This is a genomic window from Streptococcus oralis subsp. oralis, from assembly GCF_002096495.1.
Taxonomy (GTDB): domain Bacteria; phylum Bacillota; class Bacilli; order Lactobacillales; family Streptococcaceae; genus Streptococcus; species Streptococcus oralis_CU.
In genome coordinates this window covers 802224-821766 of sequence record NZ_NCUO01000012.1, presented here as the reverse complement: position 1 = coordinate 821766, position 19543 = coordinate 802224, and the positions used below count along the sequence as shown (strand labels likewise).

The window sequence follows — 19543 nt, the reverse complement described above, 5'->3', positions numbered from 1 at the left end:
GAGTTGGACTTTAATCCAATTCTGCTTTTATGTATTCTAATAGCTCTTCTAGATTTTCAAGAGTGACTTTGGCGAACTGATAAGGACAGGCATCCAAATAAGCCTTCTCAAAAAAGTCTAGTTTGAGTGAGCTGTGTTTCAAACTGGCAATTTTAGGATAGTGCCTCAAATCAAGGAGAAGCCCATCATGTAGAGGATAGTGGGGCAAGGGACAGGTGTTTTTTTCAAGTAGCTCCTTCATCCGGGCCTGATAGTTCTCTTGAAGGGTCAGTCTGGTCAATCGATTTTTTTCAAATAACTGGCTATCGATGTAAAGAGAAAGAGCCTTTTGCATGATAAGATTGCTGTCATAGTCCAGGATATTTTTGTAGGAAACAAAGGCCTCTTTTAGAGCATTTGGGAGAATGAGAGCAGTAATACGAAGGGCTGGGAAGAGACTTGTTGAGAAGGACTTGATATAAATGACCCGCTCCTCAGTATCCAGATAGTGGAAGGTTTGGCCCTTTCTAGGATCTAGGTCCCCTAGATAGTCATCCTCTACGATGTAAACACCATACTGGTTTGCTAGATTCAGAATAGCCCTTTTTTCCTGATCAGAGTAGGAATGACCTAGGGGATAGTGGAAGCGAGGAATGGTATAGAAAAACTTGATTTTCCCAGATTTGAACTGTTTTTCCAGTTCTTCAAGGTCAATGCCATCAATACGGCGTTCAATGGTCTGGTAGGTTAATCCCTGAGCGACCAAGAGGCGGTTCATTCGGTGGTAAGTCGGTTGTTCGACCAAAATCTCAGCTCCCTTGCTCGGGAAGTCAATCTGAGAAAGGATAAAGAGAGCTTGCTGGGTACCAGATGTTAGAACCAGTTGGTCGGTCTTGCAGTAGAGGGCCTGGTCAAAGAGGAGTTGATGGACAGATTGTCTGAGTTCCTCAAGGCCTTCTTGGTTGTCATAGTAGTTGAAGAGGTAGTTTTCTCGGCCTATCAGGGTTTCATTGACGCAGAGTCGGAAGTCGTCATAGGCACTGGCATGTTCGTCAGTGACTTCGATTTCCAAGTCCTGATGCTGTCCTTGCTCCAGAACATAGTAACCACTTTGGGGTTTGGCATAGAGGTATTGTTCATGGCGTAATTCCAGCAGGGCTCGTTGGATAGTGTCCTTGCTACAGTGGAAGTCTTGGCTCAGTTGACGGATGGAGGGAAGTCTGCTTCCAGTTGGGAATTTTCCTGATTCAATACCTTTTTTTAGAAAGGAAACAACTGCTTGGTACTTACTTTGCTTTGTCATTCCAGACCTCCGTTGATTTTGTTACATTGTACCTTTTTTTTGTCTCCTTTGCAATGGGAAAAGCATTTCTCCCTTTCACAACTAGGAGTAAATGTGGTATACTTAGAAAGTATGATGATTCATTGAACAGAAGATAAGAAAGAGAATGGATAGAAAAGTGCAGGAACCGGTTAAATTATTTCAATACAATACTCTAGGTGCCCTAATGGCTGGTCTCTATGGCGGAACCATGACAGTGGGAGAATTGTTGGAGCATGGTGACCTTGGTTTGGGAACCCTTGATTCGATTGATGGGGAGTTGATTGTCCTTGATGGCAAGGCTTATCAAGCTAAGGGTTCAGGGGAACAACCTGAAATTGTTGAGGTTGCACCTGATGCCCTTATCCCTTATGCGGCAGTTGTTCCCCATCAGGCAGAAGTGATTTTCCGCCAGCGCTTTGAGATGACAGATAAGGAATTGGAAAAGCGAATTGAGTCCTACTATGATGGGGAGAATCTCTTTCGTTCCATCAAGATTCATGGGGAATTTGCCCACATGCATGTACGGATGATTCCCAAATCAACAACAGATACTAAGTTTGCTGAGGTTGCTACCCATCAGCCTGAATATAGTCGTGAAAATATTTCGGGGACCATCGTTGGATTTTGGACACCGGAGATTTTCCATGGGGTTAGTGTGGCGGGTTACCATTTGCACTTTATCTCGGATGATTTGACTTTTGGTGGGCATGTGATGGACTTTGTTATCAAGGAAGGCATGATCGAGGTGGGAGCTGTTGATCAATTGGACCAACGTTTTCCAGTCCAAGATCGCCAGTATTTATTTGCTAAATTTAATGTTGACGAAATGAAGAAAGACATTGACAAGTCGGAATAGGAGAAAAAGATGACACTACATATTATCCTTACCATGATCGCTTTGGTCCTCATTCTAGTAAGTGGAACTTGGTATGCCAAAAAACGGTTTAAAATCTCTCTTGCAGTGATGGGCTTGGGGGCAATCGCATTTTTTGTTTCTTCTCAAGTGTTAGAGAAGATGGTCCACTTTCTAGTTCTTCAACCGAAAAAAGACGGAACGATTTCGCTCATGCAAGAGCAACCCTTCCTATATGTTCTTTACGGGATTGCCATGGCTGCCCTATTTGAGGAAACTGCCCGCCTTGTCTTTTTTAAATGGTTGGAGAAAAAGAGAAAGCTAGAAGATCGAGATGCTTTGGCTTATGGCTTGGGACATGGAGGTTTGGAGTTGCTCTATCTTGGGATGGGAAGCTTGATCAGTTTGTTGATCCTCTTTTCACTCATCCAGTCCTCAAATACTGATGTAGCCAATCTTCTTCCAAAGACGACACTCGAAACGGTCCAGTCTCTTTCTGTATGGCAGGTTTATTTACTAGGAGTTGAGCGTGTGCTTGCTCTGGTTCTGCAAATTGGTCTCTCTATCTGGGTCTATCAAAGTGTTCGTCAAAAGAAATGGATCTACCTCCTTGCTGCCTATGGTTTGCATGCCTTGTTTGACTTGGCTCCAGCCTTATCTCAGGTAGGCTGGATTGTAAACCCGCTTCTAGTTGAGTTCATTCTTCTCGTAGAGCTTATAGCCTTTATCTGGCTAACCAAATTTACATTTTGGAAAAAATCATAAAAAGAGGGGTGACCTCTTTTTTTATGTAATGATAAAACAAGCTCTTTTTATGGTCGTCAAATGTCTCTAAAAATGGTATAATGGAATGAATTTTGAAAAAGGAAGAGTGACATGTCAGTAAAAGAAAAAATGCTTGAAATCCTAGAAGGAATCGATATTCGTTTTAAAGAACCCTTGAAGACCTATACCTATACCAGGGTAGGAGGTCGAGCGGATTATCTAGTTTTACCACGAAATCGCTATGAGATGGCTCGTGTCGTCCAATTTGCCAATCAAGAAAATATTCCTTGGATGGTGCTTGGGAATGCCAGCAATATCATCGTTCGTGAAGGTGGAATCCGTGGTTTTGTCATCTTGTGTGATAAGCTTAATAACGTTTCGGTTGATGGCTATACCATCGAAGCGGAAGCAGGAGCGAACTTGATCGAAACAACACGTATTGCCCTCCGTCATAGTTTGACTGGTTTTGAGTTTGCTTGTGGGATTCCTGGAAGCATCGGAGGAGCTGTCTTTATGAATGCGGGAGCCTATGGAGGAGAGATTGCTCATATCTTGCAGTCTTGTCAAATTTTGACCAAGGAAGGGGAAATCGAGACCTTATCTGCCAAGAATTTAGCTTTTGGTTACCGCCATTCAGCTATTCAGGATTCTGGGGCTGTTGTTTTGTCAGCTAAATTTGCCCTAGCTCCAGGAAATCACCAGGTTATCAAGCAAGAAATGGACCGCTTGACGCACCTACGTGAACTCAAACAACCATTAGAATACCCATCTTGTGGTTCAGTCTTTAAGCGTCCAGTTGGGCATTTTGCAGGACAGCTGATTTCAGAAGCTGGCTTGAAAGGCTATCGTATCGGTGGTGTGGAAGTATCTGAAAAGCATGCCGGTTTCATGATCAATGTTGCTGACGGAACGGCCAAAGACTACGAAGACTTGATCCAATCTGTTATCGAAAAAGTCAAGGAACACTCAGGTGTCACCCTTGAGAGAGAAGTCCGAATCTTGGGTGAGAAGGAATAAGGTTGGGGTAGAAAAGTTGCTGCTATAACCATTGTAAAGGGGGTGAAAGCCTATCGTTAGTGAAAATGTATGTAGGCAGTTTAATCTCCTACACGAGGTAGTAGCGGCCTGACAGAGCCCTGATCTGTTAATTTATGAAAAAGAAGGAATTTATGACAATTGAAAAAACCAATTATTGAATTCAACAACGTCTCTAAAGTTTTTGAAGACAGCAACACCAAGGTTCTCAAAGACATTAACTTTGAGTTGGAAGAAGGGAAGTTCTACACCCTTTTAGGCGCATCTGGTTCTGGAAAATCAACCATCCTAAACATCATTGCAGGTTTACTGGATGCGACGACAGGGGATATTTTGCTGGATGGGGTACGGATCAACGATATCCCAACTAATAAACGAGATGTCCATACCGTCTTCCAATCCTATGCCTTGTTTCCACATATGAATGTGTTTGAAAATGTTGCCTTTCCGCTTCGCTTGCGTAAAATTGACAAGAAAGAAATCGAACAACGCGTAGCGGAAGTTCTCAAGATGGTTCAGTTGGAAGGTTACGAGAAGCGTTCCATTCGTAAACTCTCTGGAGGACAACGTCAGCGTGTGGCCATTGCCCGTGCCATCATCAACCAACCCCGTGTGGTCTTGTTGGATGAACCTCTGTCAGCGCTGGACTTGAAATTGCGAACAGACATGCAGTACGAACTGCGTGAACTGCAACAACGATTGGGAATTACCTTTGTCTTTGTCACTCACGATCAGGAAGAAGCTCTTGCCATGAGTGACTGGATTTTCGTTATGAACGATGGCGAGATTGTTCAGTCTGGAACACCAGTGGACATCTATGATGAGCCAATCAACCACTTTGTTGCCACCTTTATCGGTGAGTCCAACATCTTGTCAGGAACCATGATTGAGGACTACTTGGTTGAGTTTAACGGCAAAAGATTTGAAGCAGTCGACGGGGGAATGAAGCCAAATGAGCCAGTTGAGGTTGTCATTCGTCCAGAGGACTTGCGCATTACCCTTCCTGAAGAAGGCAAGCTCCAAGTCAAGGTGGATACCCAACTCTTCCGTGGAGTTCACTACGAGATTATCGCCTATGACGAACTCGGAAACGAATGGATGATTCACTCGACCCGTAAGGCCATCGTTGGAGAGGAAATAGGTCTGGACTTTGAACCAGAAGACATCCACATCATGCGTCTCAACGAAACCGAAGAAGAGTTCGATGCACGTATCGAGGAGTACGTAGAAATCGAAGAGCAAGAAGCAGGTCTGATTAACGCGATCGAGGAGGAAAGAGATGAAGAAAACAACCTCTAAACTCTTTGTAGTGCCCTATATGCTTTGGATCGCCCTCTTTGTTCTCGCACCCTTGGTCTTGATTTTTGGTCAATCCTTTTTCAACATCGAAGGGCAGTTTAGTTTAGAAAACTATAAATCCTACTTTGCGTCACAAAACTTGACCTATCTTAAAATGAGCTTCAATTCTGTGCTTTATGCAGGAATTGTGACCTTGGTAACACTGCTCATCAGCTATCCAACAGCCCTCTTTTTGACCCGTCTTAAGCACCGTCAACTCTGGCTCATGCTGATTATCCTGCCAACCTGGATCAATCTGCTCCTCAAGGCTTATGCTTTTATCGGGATTTTTGGTCAAAATGGCTCTATTAATCAATTTTTGGAATTCATCGGAATCGGTTCGCAGCAGTTGCTCTTTACCGATTTCTCCTTTATCTTTGTCGCAAGCTACATCGAGCTTCCCTTTATGATTTTGCCGATTTTCAATATCTTGGATGATATGGATAACAATCTCATCAATGCCAGCTATGACCTCGGTGCGACCAAGTGGGAAACTTTCCGCCATGTCATCTTCCCTTTATCGATGAACGGGGTGAGAAGTGGTGTCCAATCAGTCTTTATCCCTAGTTTGAGTCTCTTCATGCTGACACGTTTGATTGGTGGGAACCGTGTTATCACGCTGGGAACGGCTATTGAGCAGAACTTTCTAACCAATGACAACTACGGTATGGGTTCTACCATTGGTGTGATCCTCATCCTGACCATGTTCATCACCATGTGGGTGACCAAGGAAAGGAGAGAACGATGAAAAAATTTGCGAATCTCTACCTAGCCTTTGTCTTTATCGTCCTTTATTTGCCAATTTTTTACTTGATTGGCTATGCATTTAATGCTGGCGATGATATGAATAGCTTTACAGGCTTTAGCTTGAGCCATTTTAAAACCATGTTTGGTGATGGTCGCCTCATGTTGATCCTCACCCAAACCTTTTTCTTGGCCTTTCTAGCTGCCTTGATTGCGACCATTATCGGGACTTTCGGTGCTATCTATATCTACCAGTCTCGTAAGAAATACCAAGAAGCCTTTCTATCACTCAATAATATCCTCATGGTTGCGCCTGACGTTATGATTGGTGCTAGCTTCTTGATTCTTTTTACCCAGCTTAAGTTTTCACTTGGCTTTTTGACGGTTCTATCTAGTCACGTGGCCTTTTCCATCCCTATCGTGGTCTTGATGGTTTTGCCTCGTCTCAAGGAGATGAATGATGACATGATTCATGCGGCCTATGACTTGGGTGCCAGCCAGTTTCAGATGTTTAAGGAAATCATGCTACCGTACCTGACTCCGTCTATCATTGCAGGTTATTTCATGGCCTTCACCTATTCGCTGGATGATTTTGCCGTGACCTTCTTTGTGACGGGAAATGGCTTTTCAACCCTGTCAGTCGAGATTTACTCTCGTGCTCGTAAGGGAATTTCGCTAGAAATCAATGCCCTCTCTGCCCTTGTCTTTCTCTTTAGTATTATCCTAGTTGTTGGCTATTACTTTATCTCACGTGAGAAGGAGGAGCAAGCATGAAAAAACTCTATTCATTTTTAGCAGGAATTGCAGCAATTATCCTTGTCTTGTGGGGGATTTCCCATCATCTAGATAGTAAAATCAACAGTCGAGATAGTCAAAAATTGGTTATCTACAACTGGGGGGACTATATCGATCCCGAACTCTTGGAGAAATTCACAGAAGAAACAGGAGTCCAAGTCCAGTATGAGACCTTTGATTCCAACGAAGCCATGTATACCAAGATCAAGCAGGGTGGAACGACCTACGATATTGCCATCCCGAGTGAATACATGATCAACAAGATGAAGGACGAAGACCTCTTGGTTCCGCTTGATTATTCAAAAATTGAAGGAATCGAAAATATCGGACCTGAGTTCCTCAACCAGTCTTTTGACCCGGGCAATAAATTCTCCATCCCTTACTTCTGGGGGACCTTGGGAATCGTCTACAATGAAACCAAGGTAGATGAGGCGCCTGAGCATTGGGATGACCTCTGGAAACCAGAATACAAGGATTCCATCATGCTTTTTGATGGGGCGCGTGAGGTGCTGGGACTCGGGCTTAACTCGCTCGGTTACAGTCTTAACTCTAAGGATCCTCAGCAGTTGGAAGAAACGGTAGACAAGCTCTACAAACTGACTCCAAATATCAAGGCCATTGTGGCAGACGAGATGAAGGGTTACATGATTCAGAACAACGCTGCTATCGGTGTGACTTTCTCTGGGGAAGCCAGCCAGATGTTGGAGAAAAATCCTAACCTCAAGTATGTCGTTCCGACTGAGGCCAGCAATCTCTGGTTTGATAACATGGTTATTCCAAAAACCGTGAAAAATCAAGATGCCGCCTATGCCTTTATCAACTTTATGTTGAAACCCGAAAATGCTCTGAAAAATGCGGAGTATGTAGGTTACTCAACACCAAACCTACCAGCAAAGGAAATGCTCCCAGAGGAGACTCGTGAGGACAAATCCTTCTATCCAGACGCTGATACCATGAAACACCTGGAAGTTTATGAGAAATTTGACCATAAATGGACAGGAAAATATAGCGACCTCTTCCTACAGTTTAAAATGTATCGGAAGTAGGAGATTTGGTTTATTGTCGGCTTTTCCAGTTGACGCAAGCTTTAAAAAACGATATAATAAGAAAGTTGAGAATTGATTTTCAGTTGTCTTAGTCCAGAGAAATGGCGGTGCTGCGAGCCATCTAAGCTAGGAAATCATGCTACTCAATCAGACAATTGCATAAGAATAAGAGAATGACAAGTTCATTGAATGAAGGTGGTACCGCGGTTTTTCGCCCTTCGTGATATGGACTTGTCTTTTGATTTTTGGAGGTGTTTATGAAGACATTTCTCGTGAAACAAAAATTTCGTCTTGGAGGCGAACGTTTTGATATCAAGGATGATAGAGGAGTAGTGAACTATCAAGTGGAGGGATCTTTCTTCCAAATTCCTAAGACCTTTACCATCTATGACGCCTATGGTGAGCAAGTCAGTGAGATTAGTAAAGAATTTTTCACTTTGCTTCCTCGATTTACTATTCAGCTACGAAACGGTTCAAATTTCGTTATTCGTAAGAAGTTGACCTTCTGGCGAGATAAGTATGAGTTTGATAATCTGGGACTTCGCATCGAGGGCAATATCTGGGATTTGAATTTCAAATTGCTGGATGATCGTGACCAAGTGATTGCCGAGATTCGGAAAGAGATTTTCCATTTGACCTCAACTTACACCGTAACCGTCTATGAAGACTCTTATGCAGACCTAGTCATTTCCCTCTGTGTCGCGATTGACTATGTGGAGATGCTGGAAAGCCAATCAAATTAAACAAGTAATAAGGAGATATTATGAAACAACTATCTAGTGCTCAAGTACGCCAAATGTGGCTAGATTTCTGGGCAAGCAAAGGCCACTCTGTCGAACCATCAGTCAGCTTGGTTCCAGTAAACGACCCAACTCTTTTGTGGATCAACTCAGGGGTTGCTACCCTTAAGAAATACTTTGACGGAACCATTATCCCTGAAAATCCACGTATCACCAATGCGCAAAAAGCTATCCGTACCAACGACATCGAAAATGTCGGAAAAACAGCTCGCCACCATACCATGTTTGAAATGTTGGGGAACTTCTCTATCGGGGATTACTTCCGTGATGAAGCTATCACTTGGGCTTATGAGCTTTTGACAAGCCCAGAATGGTTTGATTTTCCTGCTGAAAAACTCTACATGACCTACTATCCAGACGATAAAGATTCTTATAACCGCTGGATTGAAGTAGGAGTGGACCCAAGCCACTTGATCCCAATCGAAGACAACTTCTGGGAAATCGGTGCTGGACCTTCTGGACCTGATACAGAAATCTTCTTTGACCGTGGAGAAGCCTTTGATCCAGAAAACATCGGTATTCGTCTGCTTGCAGAGGATATCGAAAACGATCGTTACATCGAAATCTGGAACATCGTTTTGTCACAATTTAACGCCGATCCAGCTGTTCCTCGTAGTGAGTACAAGGAATTGCCACACAAGAATATTGATACGGGTGCTGGTTTGGAGCGTTTGGTGGCAGTTATCCAAGGGGCTAAGACAAACTTTGAAACGGACCTCTTCATGCCGATCATTCGTGAAGTTGAGAAATTGTCTGGTAGGGTTTATGACCAAGATGGCGACAACATGAGCTTCAAGGTCATCGCTGACCACATCCGTTCCCTTTCATTTGCCATCGGTGATGGTGCCCTTCCAGGAAATGAAGGTCGTGGTTATGTTCTTCGTCGTTTGCTCCGACGCGCGTCTATGCACGGTCAAAAATTGGGTATCAACGAGCCTTTCCTTTATAAACTCGTTCCAACTGTTGGAAAAATCATGGAAAGCTACTACCCAGAAGTGCTTGAAAAACGTGACTTTATCGAGAAAATCGTGAAGAGCGAGGAAGAGTCATTTGCCCGTACTCTTCACTCAGGTCAACACTTTGCCCAAGGCATCGTAGCTGATTTGAAAGCGAAAGGTCAAAACGTTATCGCAGGGCAAGATGTCTTCAAACTCTACGATACATATGGATTCCCAGTTGAATTGACAGAAGAAATCGCTGAAGAAGCAGGGATGACTGTAGACCGTGAAGGTTTTGAAGCAGCCATGAAAGAACAGCAAGAACGTGCGCGTGCGTCTGCTGTTAAGGGTGGCTCAATGGGAATGCAAAATGAAACCCTCCAAAACATTACAGTGGAAAGTGTCTTCAACTATAATGCCAGCCAATTGCCTTCTAAGTTGGTGGCTATCGTGGCTGACAATGCAGAAGTAGAAGCTGTTTCTGAAGGAACTGCCTCTCTTATCTTTGCGGAAACTCCATTCTATGCTGAAATGGGTGGACAAGTAGCTGACCACGGTCAAATCTTGGACGCTGCTGGAAATGTCGTGGCTACTGTGATAGATGTTCAAAAAGCACCAAATGGCCAAGCTCTTCATACTGTTGAAGTTCTTGCTCCTCTTGCTTTGAACCAAGAATACACCTTGGCTATTGACAGCAATCGTCGTCACCGTGTCATGAAAAACCACACTGCGACTCACTTGCTCCATGCGGCCCTTCACAATATCCTTGGACACCATGCGACACAAGCAGGATCTCTGAACGAAGTAGAATTCCTTCGCTTTGACTTCACTCACTTCCAAGCTGTAACTCCTGAAGAGTTGCGCGCCATTGAACAGCAAGTCAATGAGAAAATCTGGGAAGCAATTGCTGTAGAAACTGTTGAGACAGATATTGACACTGCTAAAGAAATGGGAGCTATGGCCCTCTTTGGTGAGAAATACGGTAAGGAAGTTCGTGTTGTTACGATTGGTGACTACTCAGTGGAACTTTGTGGTGGTACCCACGTTGGCAACACTTCTGAGATTGGTCTCTTCAAGATTGTCAAAGAAGAAGGAATCGGATCAGGAACTCGCCGTATCTTGGCAGTAACTGGTAAGGAAGCCTTTGAAGCTTATCGCGAACAAGAAGACGCTTTGAAAGCCGTCGCATCAACCTTGAAAGCCCCTCAACTCAAGGAAGTTCCTCATAAGGTTGAAGGGCTTCAAGAACAACTCCGTCAGCTTCAAAAAGAAAATGCAGAATTGAAAGAAAAAGCCGCAGCCGCAGCCGCAGGCGATGTCTTCAAGGATGTGATGGAAGTCAACGGTCACCGTTACATTGCAAGCCAAGTTTCTGTATCAGATGCAGGCGCCCTTCGTACCTTTGCGGATAACTGGAAACAAAAAGACTACTCTGATGTGCTTGTCCTAGTTGCAGCCATCGGTGACAAAGTCAACGTTCTTGTAGCTAGCAAGAGCAAAGACATCCACGCAGGTAATTTGGTAAAAGAATTGGCTCCAATCGTTGATGGACGTGGTGGTGGTAAACCAGACATGGCCATGGCAGGAGGAAGCAACCAAGCGAAAATTCAAGAACTCTTGGATGCAGTAGCAGGTAAATTGTAAGACAATAAAGATCTATCCATTTGGGTAGGTCTTTTTGCCTACTTAAAAAGCCAAATCCGCTTGGATTTGACTTGTAACTGATAGGTTTATTTTGTTGCCCAGACACTGACTGAACCCGCTGCTACTGGAAATTCTCCATACCCTTCAGCATTGATTGTAACTTGTGCTGGATGATTTTCAAGGAGATCAACAAAAGTCTGCTCAGCCCATTCTTGACCGACAAACATGGATTTGCTGTTTTCTTGGTCATTTGAGATAAGGACAGCGATCGGGGATTGGTTTTCAGCGCCTGAACGAACCCAACCGATACAGTTGGCATCGTCAAAGTAGTCTGTTTGCTCTCCATAAGCCAAGTCTTTTCGGATGGCTAGGAGACGGTCAAGAACTTCTCTGAAATCTTGTTGAGCAAATTGCCCTGAAATGCCATAATAATCTCCGTAAAAGATACATGGAAGCCCATCTTGACGTAATAGAATAAGGGCATAGGCTGCTGGTTTAAACCATTCTTCAACAGTCGATTCGAGGGCCTGTCCTCGTTGGGTATCGTGGTTGTCTACAAAGGTCACAGCCTTATCGGGTTTTAGTTCAACCAAGCTATCTGTGAAAATGTTACGAAGGTCGTAACTTGCTCCAGCATGGCTAGCTTCAAAGAGGTTCTGGTGGAGGCGAACATCGACAAGGTCAAAACGTTCTTCTATTTTCTCGAGATAGTCTAGATTGTCTTCCTTGTCTGGGTTCCAAAATTCCCCAAAAACATAGAAATCTTGACCGTATTTTTCCTTCATATCACGAATGAAATTGCCCATAAAGAAGGAGTCGATGTGCTTAACGGCATCCAAACGGAAACCAGCTACACCAGTCGTTTCCATGAACCAGTCAGCCCAGTCATAGATGTTTTGGATGACTTCAGGGTGCTTAAAGTCTAGGTCGGCATACATGAGGTAGTCGTAGTTACCGTTTTCGTTATCGACCAATTCCTCGTTGGCCCAACCTTTATTGTCCCCCTGGATCAGGTAAATACCAGACTTACGGCGTTTGGCATCGTAGTCTGTACCTGTAAAGTGGTACCAGTGCCAGTGGAAGTCATTGTAGGTATCTTGGCGACCATCGAAAGTAAAGTGAGTCCAGCCATTGATAGTAAAGGGCTCGCTTAATTGAACGGTACGGTCCTCAGGGTCCACTTCAATAACCTGAAAGGCTTCCATATGATCGGCAGCAGCCTTGTGATTGAGCACCACATCGGCCATAGGTTGAATTCCCTGCGCCTTTAGGGCTTGAATGGCTTGAAGATAATCTTCTTTAAACCCATACTTGGTACGGACAGTCCCTTTTTGGTGAAATTCACCTAGGTCAAAAAGATCGTAAACACCATAGCCGACATCTTTTTCGTTGGTTGCCTTGAAGGCAGGTGGCATCCAGACATGGCTGATGCCAAGGTTTGCTAGGTGCTCTGCGTCATTTGTCAGTCGCGTCCAGTGTTGGCCGTCGTGAGGCAAATACCATTCAAAGTATTGCATAAGTGTCTGATTTTGCATTGTTTTTCCTCTTGCTTATCAATGTTGTGTTTTATTTTACCATAAAGTTTAGAACTAGGCAAACGTTTGCGCAAGATTCTATACTCATTTCTGAAATTGTCTATTTTTAGCGAATAGAATCTCTCTTTCCATTATAAGGGAAAGGATGTTTTGGTGGAAAAGTAAATGGCATATACTTATTTTAACAAAAATGACACTCAGTAAACTAAAGTACATATGGTTAAACGGTTTCTTTTTTGAGAATTGTCACAAAATTTGCTATAATAGTAGCTATGAATAGAATTAGGGTCAGCAGATGTGTTGAAAAAAAGCTAGCTAAGGGTCTAGTTCTTTTGGAAGCAAGTGATTTAACAGATATTGAACTGACGGATCAGGCAGTAGAAGTTCTTAGTCAAGACGGGAAGTTTTTAGGGAGCGCCTATCTTTCTCAACAGAATAAAGGAATCGGCTGGTTCATCAGCAAGGAAAAGGTTCGTTTCAATCAAGCCTTTTTTGAAATCCTGTTTCGTAAGGCCAAGGAAGCTAGAAAGCCTTATTATCAAGATGACTTGACCACTGCCTTTCGCCTTTTTAACCAAGAGGGGGATGGTTTTGGTGGTCTGACTGTTGATCTCTATGGAGATTATGCTGTCTTTTCTTGGTACAATTCCTTTGTTTACCAGATTCGTGTGCTGATCATAAATGCTTTTAAGGAAGTTTTCCCTGAGGTCTTGGGGGCTTATGAAAAGATTCGTTTTAAAGGTCTAGACTACGAGTCTGCCTATGTTTATGGTGAGGAAGCGCCAGATTACTTTACTGTTCTTGAGAATGGCGTGCTCTATCAAGTCTTTATGAATGATGGCTTGATGACAGGGATTTTCCTAGACCAGCATGAGGTTCGTGGGAGTCTGGTTGACGGTCTAGCCATGGGCAAATCCTTGCTCAATATGTTCTCCTATACGGCTGCCTTTTCAGTTGCTGCAGCTATGGGAGGCGCGAGTGAGACGACTTCTGTCGACTTGGCCAAACGGTCTAGAGAGCTGTCAGAAGCTCATTTTCAGGCAAATGGACTCAGCACGGACAATCATCGTTTTATCGTTATGGATGTCTTTGAGTACTTCAAGTATGCCAAGCGAAAAGGCTTGACCTATGATGTGATTGTTCTTGATCCGCCAAGCTTTGCCCGCAATAAAAAACAAACATTCTCTGTAGCTAAGGACTATCACAAGTTGATTTCCCAGAGTCTAGAGATTTTAAATCCGGGAGGGATTATCATTGCCAGTACCAATGCTGCCAATGTTTCCCGCCAGAAATTTACAGAACAAATTGATAAAGGTTTTGCAGGAAGAAGGTATCAGGTCTTGAACCAATACGGACTTCCAGCAGACTTTGCCTATAATAAAAAAGATGAAAGCAGTAATTACCTCAAGGTGATTAGTATGAAGGTTAGTAGATGAAATTAATCGTTTCAGTAATGCCAAGAAGTTTAGAAGAAGCGCAAGAACTGGATGCCACTAGGTATGAAGATGCCGATATCATTGAGTGGCGTGCGGACTTTCTTACAAAGGACGCTATTTTACAGGTAGCACCCGCTATCTTTGAGAAATTTGCAGGACGCGAACTTGTCTTTACCCTTCGGACCCGCGCTGAGGGAGGAGAAATCGAACTTTCCTCAGAAGAGTATGTTCAAATCATTAAGGAAGTTACTCAGCTTTATCAGCCGGATTATGTAGATTTTGAGTATTTCAGCTACAAGGACGTTTTTGAGGAAATGTTGGATTTTCCAAATCTTGTTTTGAGTTACCATAATTTCCAGGAGACACCTGAAAACATGATGGAAATTTTGTCTGAGTTGACCAGTCTCTCTCCGAAAGTGGTCAAGGTATCAGTTATGGCTCATACGGAGCAGGATGTTTTAGACCTGATGAATTACACTCGAGGATTTAAAACACTCAATCCTGAGCAAGAGTACGTGACCATTTCCATGGGGAAAATGGGCAAGGTATCACGCATTACTTCAGATGTGACGGGTTCGAGTTGGTCATTTGCTAGTCTGGATGAAGCGAGTGCCCCAGGTCAGATTTCGCTATCAAACATGAAGAAAATCAGGGAGATTTTGGATGAAGCTTGATGGCTATACACGTTTAGCTGCAGTTGTTGCCAATCCCATCAAACACTCTATTTCGCCCTTTATCCACAATAGGGCCTTTGAGGCGACAGCTATTAATGGTGCCTATGTAGCTTGGGAGATTGAAGCGGGTGATTTGGCAGAAACAGTCGCCAATATTCGCCGTTACCAGATGTTTGGCATCAACCTGTCTATGCCTTACAAGGAGCAAGTGATTCCTTATCTGGATGAGTTGAGTGATGAGGCTCGTTTGATTGGGGCGGTTAATACGGTTGTTAATCATAATGGCACTTTAATTGGATATAATACAGATGGCAAGGGATTCTTTAAGAGCTTGCCTTCTTTTACAATCTCAGATAAGAAAATGACCCTTCTGGGTGCAGGTGGTGCGGCCAAATCAATCTTGGCACAAGCTATTTTGGATGGGGTCAGTCAGATTTCGGTCTTTGTACGTTCAGCTTCTATGGAAAAAACAAGACCTTACCTAGACAAGTTGCAGGAGCAAACAGGTTTTAAAGTGGACTTGTATGCTTTAGAAGATCTTTCTGAACTGCAATCAAGGATTGCCGAGTCGGACCTGCTCGTCAATGCGACCAGTGTAGGGATGGATGGCCAGTCGTCGCCAGTTCCAGAAAGTATCAATTTGCCAGAGGCTCTCTTGGTCGCAGATATCATTTACCAACCTTTTGAGACACCATTTTTGAAATGGGCTAGAAGCCAGGGCAATCCAGCTGTCAATGGTCTGGGAATGTTGCTCTATCAAGCTGCTGAAGCTTTTCAACTGTGGACAGGTAAAGAAATGCCGACAGAAGAAATTTGGCAGTCCTTAACAGAAAAATATAAATAGTGAAAAGGAGATCCTACTATGAAAATCAGAATCGATATTCCGCATCATCCTTATGATATTCAGATTGAAAAAGGTTGTCTGGCTCAGGCTGGTCAATGGTTGCGAGAACTCTGGCAACCACAAAAAGTGGTTATCGTAACCGACAACCATGTAGCCTCTCTCTATGCAGAGAAGGTTAAACTCAGCCTAGAAGATGCTGGTTTTCAGGTAGCTGTTTTTGACTTTTTAGAAGGCGAAGAACGAAAAAATTTAACCACTGTTCAGAAGGTCTATGAATTTTTAGTCAAGCAAGGTCTGACTCGTAGCGATGGGATTGTGGCTCTTGGTGGTGGTGTCGTTGGGGATCTAGCTGGTTTCGTAGCCTCTACCTATATGCGGGGCATTCACTTTGTTCAGATTCCGACTAGTTTGACTGCTCAGGTTGATTCTTCTATCGGTGGAAAGACGGGTGTCAATACTCCATTTGCTAAAAATATGGTGGGAACTTTTGCCCAACCAGATGGAGTTCTGATTGATCCGCTTGTCCTTGAAACACTCGGAAAAAGAGAGTTGATTGAAGGAATGGGTGAGGTTATTAAGTATGGCTTGATTGAGGATCCAGAACTATGGGCTCTCTTGACGGAGCTGGATGGTTCTGTAGAGAGCATTCTGGAGCATGCAGAGACTTTGATTGAACATTCTTGTCAGGTTAAGCGGAAGATGGTGGTCGAGGATGAGTTGGACAATGGTGTTCGCCTTTACCTCAATTTTGGGCACACTATTGGTCATGCTATTGAAGCGACTGCTGGCTATGGCAAGGTCATGCATGGTGAGGCTGTGGCTATGGGGATGGTGCAGATTTCCAAGATTGCTGAGGAAAAAGGCCTCATGCCAGCTGGTATAACCCAGTCCATCACAGCTATGTGTCAGAAATTTGGTTTGCCTGTTGACTATGAAAACTGGGATGTTGACAAACTTTATCAGGCTTTGACTCATGATAAGAAAGCGCGTGGGAACACCTTGAAATTGGTCTTGGTACCAGGGCTTGGTTCAGCGACCATTCACCCAGTTTCTCTGGAAGAGATGAAAGACTACTTGGTAAAATAAGGAGAACGTATGAGATATTTAACTGCAGGAGAATCACACGGCCCCCGTTTGACGGCTATTATTGAAGGAATTCCAGCTGGACTTCCTTTGACAGCAGAGGATATTAATGGAGACCTTAAACGCCGTCAGGGTGGCTACGGTCGTGGTGGCCGTATGAAGATTGAGAGTGACCAGGTTGTCTTTACTTCGGGCGTTCGTCACGGGAAGACGACAGGGGCACCTATTACCATGGATGTCATCAATAAGGACCACCAAAAATGGCTGGATATCATGTCTGCTGAGGACATTGAAGACCGCCTTAAAAGCAAGAGAAAAATTACCCATCCTCGCCCAGGTCATGCCGATTTAGTTGGGGGCATTAAGTACCGTTTTGATGATTTGCGAAATTCCTTGGAGAGGTCATCTGCCCGTGAAACCACCATGCGAGTGGCTGTTGGGGCAGTAGCCAAACGACTTTTGGCTGAGCTAAATATGGAGATTGCCAACCATGTCGTGGTCTTTGGTGGCAAGGAAATCGATGTACCTGAAAATCTGACAGTGGCTGAGATTAAGGAACGAGCTGCCCAGTCTGAAGTTTCTATTGTCAACCAAGAGCGGGAACAGGAAATCAAGGACTATATTGACCAAATCAAACGTGACGGTGATACCATTGGTGGGGTTGTAGAGACAGTCGTCGGAGGCGTTCCAGTTGGCCTTGGCTCCTATGTCCAATGGGACAGAAAATTGGATGCGCGATTGGCCCAAGCAGTTGTTTCTATCAATGCCTTTAAAGGGGTGGAATTTGGTCTTGGATTTGAAGCTGGTTACCGCAAAGGCAGCCAAGTTATGGATGAAATTCTCTGGTCTAAAGAAGACGGCTATACTCGTCGTACCAATAATCTAGGTGGTTTTGAAGGTGGTATGACCAATGGGCAACCAATTGTTGTTCGTGGAGTTATGAAACCCATTCCCACTCTTTACAAACCACTTATGAGTGTGGATATCGAAACCCACGAACCTTACAAGGCAACCGTGGAGAGAAGTGATCCGACCGCTCTGCCAGCAGCTGGGGTAGTCATGGAAGCTGTTGTAGCAACGGTTCTGGCGCAAGAAATCCTTGAAAAATTTTCATCGGACAACCTAGAGGAATTAAAAGAAGCGGTAACCAAACACCGTGAGTATACAAAGAACTATTAAGGAGTTCCTATGGCAAAAACCATCTATATCGCAGGTCTCGGTTTGATTGGTGCCTCGATGGCGCTTGGTATCAAACGCGATCATCCGGATTATGAAATTTTGGGTTATAATCGCAGTCAGGCTTCTAGAGATATTGCCTTGGAGCGGGGGATGATTGACCGTGCGACGGATGATTTTGCCAGTTTTGCTCCTCTGGCAGATGTCATCATCTTGACCTTGCCAATCAAGCAGACCATTGCTTTTATTCAGGAGTTGGCAGGTTTGAACTTGAAAGAAGGCGTCATTATCTCGGATGCGGGCTCAACCAAGGCTGCCATTGTGGAAGTGGCGGAGGAATATTTGGCTGGCAAGTCAATTCGTTTTGTCGGGGCTCATCCCATGGCTGGTAGCCACAAGACAGGAGCTGCCTCTGCCGATGTTAATCTCTTTGAAAATGCCTACTATATCTTTACTCCATCTAGCTTGACCACTCCAGAAACCCTTTCAGAAATGAAGGACCTACTTTCAGGCCTCCATGCTCGTTTCATTGAAATTGATGCCAAGGAGCACGATCAAGTAACTTCACAGATTAGCCATTTTCCCCATATCTTGGCATCAGGTCTCATGGAACAAACAGCAGTTTATGCTCAAGAACATGAGATGGCAAGACGCTTTGCGGCGGGTGGATTTCGAGATATGACTCGCATTGCGGAAAGCGAGCCAGGTATGTGGACTTCTATTCTCTTGTCTAACCGTGAGACTATTCTAGAGCGAATTGCGGATTTCAAGGAACGCTTGGAAGCGATTGGTCAGGCCATCAGCAGGGGAGATGAAGAGCAAATCTGGAACTTTTTCAACCAAGCGCGTGCGCAACGGCAGGCTATGGAAATCCATAAGCGTGGTGGTGTGGATAGCTCTTACGACCTCTATGTCGATGTTCCCGATGAAGAAGATGTCATCTTGCGAATTTTGGAATTACTTCGTGGGACTTCTTTGGTTAATATCCACATCAACGAAGAAAACCGTGAAGACGTTCACGGGATTCTACAAATTTCCTTTAAAAATGCTCAAGATCTGGAACGAGCTGAGCGCTTAATTACAGAAAATACAGACTACGCAGTCGTCATCAAATAAGGAGAAAATCATGTCAAATATTTACGATAGTGCAAATGAACTCAGTCGCGGGTTACGCGAATTACCAGAATACAAGGCAGTTAAGGCAGCAAAAGATGCCATCCAAGCTGATGAACAAGCTAGCAAGATTTTTGCAGACTACCTCGCTTTCCAGCAAGAAATCCAAGTCATGGCGCAAACGGGACAAATGCCAGACGCCTCTTTCCAAGAAAAGATGCAGTCTTTCAGCAAGCAAATCCAAGAGAACGCTCTTTTGTCAGATTTCTTTGCCAAACAGCAACAATTGTCCATTTACCTTTCAGACATTGAAAAAATTGTCTTTGAACCTGTTTCAGAATTATTGAAATAGTATTTTATCTGTATAAAAGCCAGAAATTTCAGGAATTTCTGGCTTTTTTGTGATAAAATAAGAAAAAGT

Annotated in this window: 18 protein-coding genes; 16 read left to right on the top strand and 2 right to left on the bottom strand. The window is 43.9% G+C overall.

Annotated features, from left to right (window positions below):
- Nucleotides 1-10: 10 nt before the first annotated feature.
- Entirely contained in the window at nt 11-1282 is a 1272-nt protein-coding gene (locus B7717_RS09430) for an aminotransferase-like domain-containing protein (protein ID WP_084944672.1), read from the bottom strand.
- 145 nt (nt 1283-1427) lie between these two features.
- Between B7717_RS09430 and budA the strand changes: the two genes are divergently transcribed.
- The 9 genes from budA (at nt 1428) to alaS (ending at nt 11261) form a co-directional block, all read left to right on the top strand.
- Entirely contained in the window at nt 1428-2159 is a 732-nt protein-coding gene (budA, locus tag B7717_RS09425; RefSeq protein WP_084944670.1) for an acetolactate decarboxylase, read from the top strand.
- A gap of 9 nt (nt 2160-2168) precedes the next feature.
- On the top strand, nt 2169-2921 hold the full coding sequence (locus B7717_RS09420; protein WP_084944667.1) for a YhfC family intramembrane metalloprotease: 753 nt from the start codon (nt 2169-2171) through the stop codon (nt 2919-2921).
- Between the two features lie 111 nt (nt 2922-3032).
- Nucleotides 3033-3938: a UDP-N-acetylmuramate dehydrogenase gene (murB, locus tag B7717_RS09415; RefSeq protein WP_000111596.1), complete on the top strand. Its 906-nt coding sequence runs from the start codon at nt 3033-3035 to the stop codon at nt 3936-3938.
- A gap of 159 nt (nt 3939-4097) precedes the next feature.
- Nucleotides 4098-5255: an ABC transporter ATP-binding protein gene (locus B7717_RS09410; RefSeq protein ID WP_084944665.1), complete on the top strand. Its 1158-nt coding sequence runs from the start codon at nt 4098-4100 to the stop codon at nt 5253-5255.
- Entirely contained in the window at nt 5236-6042 is an 807-nt protein-coding gene (locus B7717_RS09405) for an ABC transporter permease (protein WP_084944663.1), read from the top strand. Before B7717_RS09410 ends, B7717_RS09405 begins: the two co-directional genes overlap by 20 nt.
- Nucleotides 6039-6812 (top strand): ABC transporter permease, encoded by a 774-nt coding sequence (locus B7717_RS09400; RefSeq protein WP_042902113.1) that lies wholly within the window; start codon nt 6039-6041, stop codon nt 6810-6812. Before B7717_RS09405 ends, B7717_RS09400 begins: the two co-directional genes overlap by 4 nt.
- Nucleotides 6809-7879, top strand: a complete 1071-nt coding sequence (locus B7717_RS09395; RefSeq protein ID WP_084944661.1) for an ABC transporter substrate-binding protein — start codon at nt 6809-6811, stop codon at nt 7877-7879. The genes B7717_RS09400 and B7717_RS09395 overlap by 4 nt, the downstream gene beginning before the upstream one ends.
- Before the next feature lie 257 nt (nt 7880-8136).
- Nucleotides 8137-8622: an LURP-one-related/scramblase family protein gene (locus tag B7717_RS09390; protein WP_000847087.1), complete on the top strand. Its 486-nt coding sequence runs from the start codon at nt 8137-8139 to the stop codon at nt 8620-8622.
- Between the two features lie 20 nt (nt 8623-8642).
- Nucleotides 8643-11261 (top strand): alanine--tRNA ligase, encoded by a 2619-nt coding sequence (gene alaS, locus B7717_RS09385; protein WP_084944658.1) that lies wholly within the window; start codon nt 8643-8645, stop codon nt 11259-11261.
- Nucleotides 11262-11347: 86 nt separating this feature from the next.
- Here alaS and B7717_RS09380 read toward each other — a convergent pair whose 3' ends face one another.
- The gene (locus B7717_RS09380; RefSeq protein ID WP_001181085.1) at nt 11348-12796 is read right to left on the bottom strand and encodes an alpha-amylase; all 1449 of its coding nucleotides are present in this window, start codon (nt 12794-12796) and stop codon (nt 11348-11350) included.
- Between the two features lie 272 nt (nt 12797-13068).
- Here B7717_RS09380 and B7717_RS09375 point away from each other — a divergent pair, with 272 nt between their 5' ends.
- From B7717_RS09375 to B7717_RS09345, 7 genes are read left to right on the top strand one after another with little or no spacing between them, the layout of a single operon-like run.
- Complete coding sequence (locus B7717_RS09375; protein WP_001079976.1) at nt 13069-14232, top strand: class I SAM-dependent rRNA methyltransferase; 1164 nt, start codon at nt 13069-13071, stop codon at nt 14230-14232.
- A complete protein-coding gene (aroD, locus tag B7717_RS09370; RefSeq protein ID WP_000767778.1) occupies nt 14229-14906 on the top strand; it encodes a type I 3-dehydroquinate dehydratase in 678 nt (225 codons plus the stop codon). Before B7717_RS09375 ends, aroD begins: the two co-directional genes overlap by 4 nt.
- A complete protein-coding gene (locus B7717_RS09365; protein ID WP_000762462.1) occupies nt 14896-15750 on the top strand; it encodes a shikimate dehydrogenase in 855 nt (284 codons plus the stop codon). Before aroD ends, B7717_RS09365 begins: the two co-directional genes overlap by 11 nt.
- Before the next feature lie 18 nt (nt 15751-15768).
- The gene (gene aroB / locus B7717_RS09360; RefSeq protein WP_070657514.1) at nt 15769-16836 is read left to right on the top strand and encodes a 3-dehydroquinate synthase; all 1068 of its coding nucleotides are present in this window, start codon (nt 15769-15771) and stop codon (nt 16834-16836) included.
- 9 nt (nt 16837-16845) lie between these two features.
- Nucleotides 16846-18012 carry a chorismate synthase gene (gene aroC, locus B7717_RS09355; RefSeq protein WP_001269883.1) on the top strand — a complete coding sequence of 389 codons (1167 nt, stop codon included), beginning with the start codon at nt 16846-16848 and terminating at the stop codon, nt 18010-18012.
- Between the two features lie 9 nt (nt 18013-18021).
- Nucleotides 18022-19125, top strand: a complete 1104-nt coding sequence (locus tag B7717_RS09350; RefSeq protein ID WP_084944657.1) for a prephenate dehydrogenase — start codon at nt 18022-18024, stop codon at nt 19123-19125.
- A 10-nt stretch (nt 19126-19135) separates the two neighbouring features.
- Complete coding sequence (locus tag B7717_RS09345) at nt 19136-19474, top strand: YlbF/YmcA family competence regulator (RefSeq protein ID WP_000065973.1); 339 nt, start codon at nt 19136-19138, stop codon at nt 19472-19474.
- Nucleotides 19475-19543: the final 69 nt, after the last annotated feature.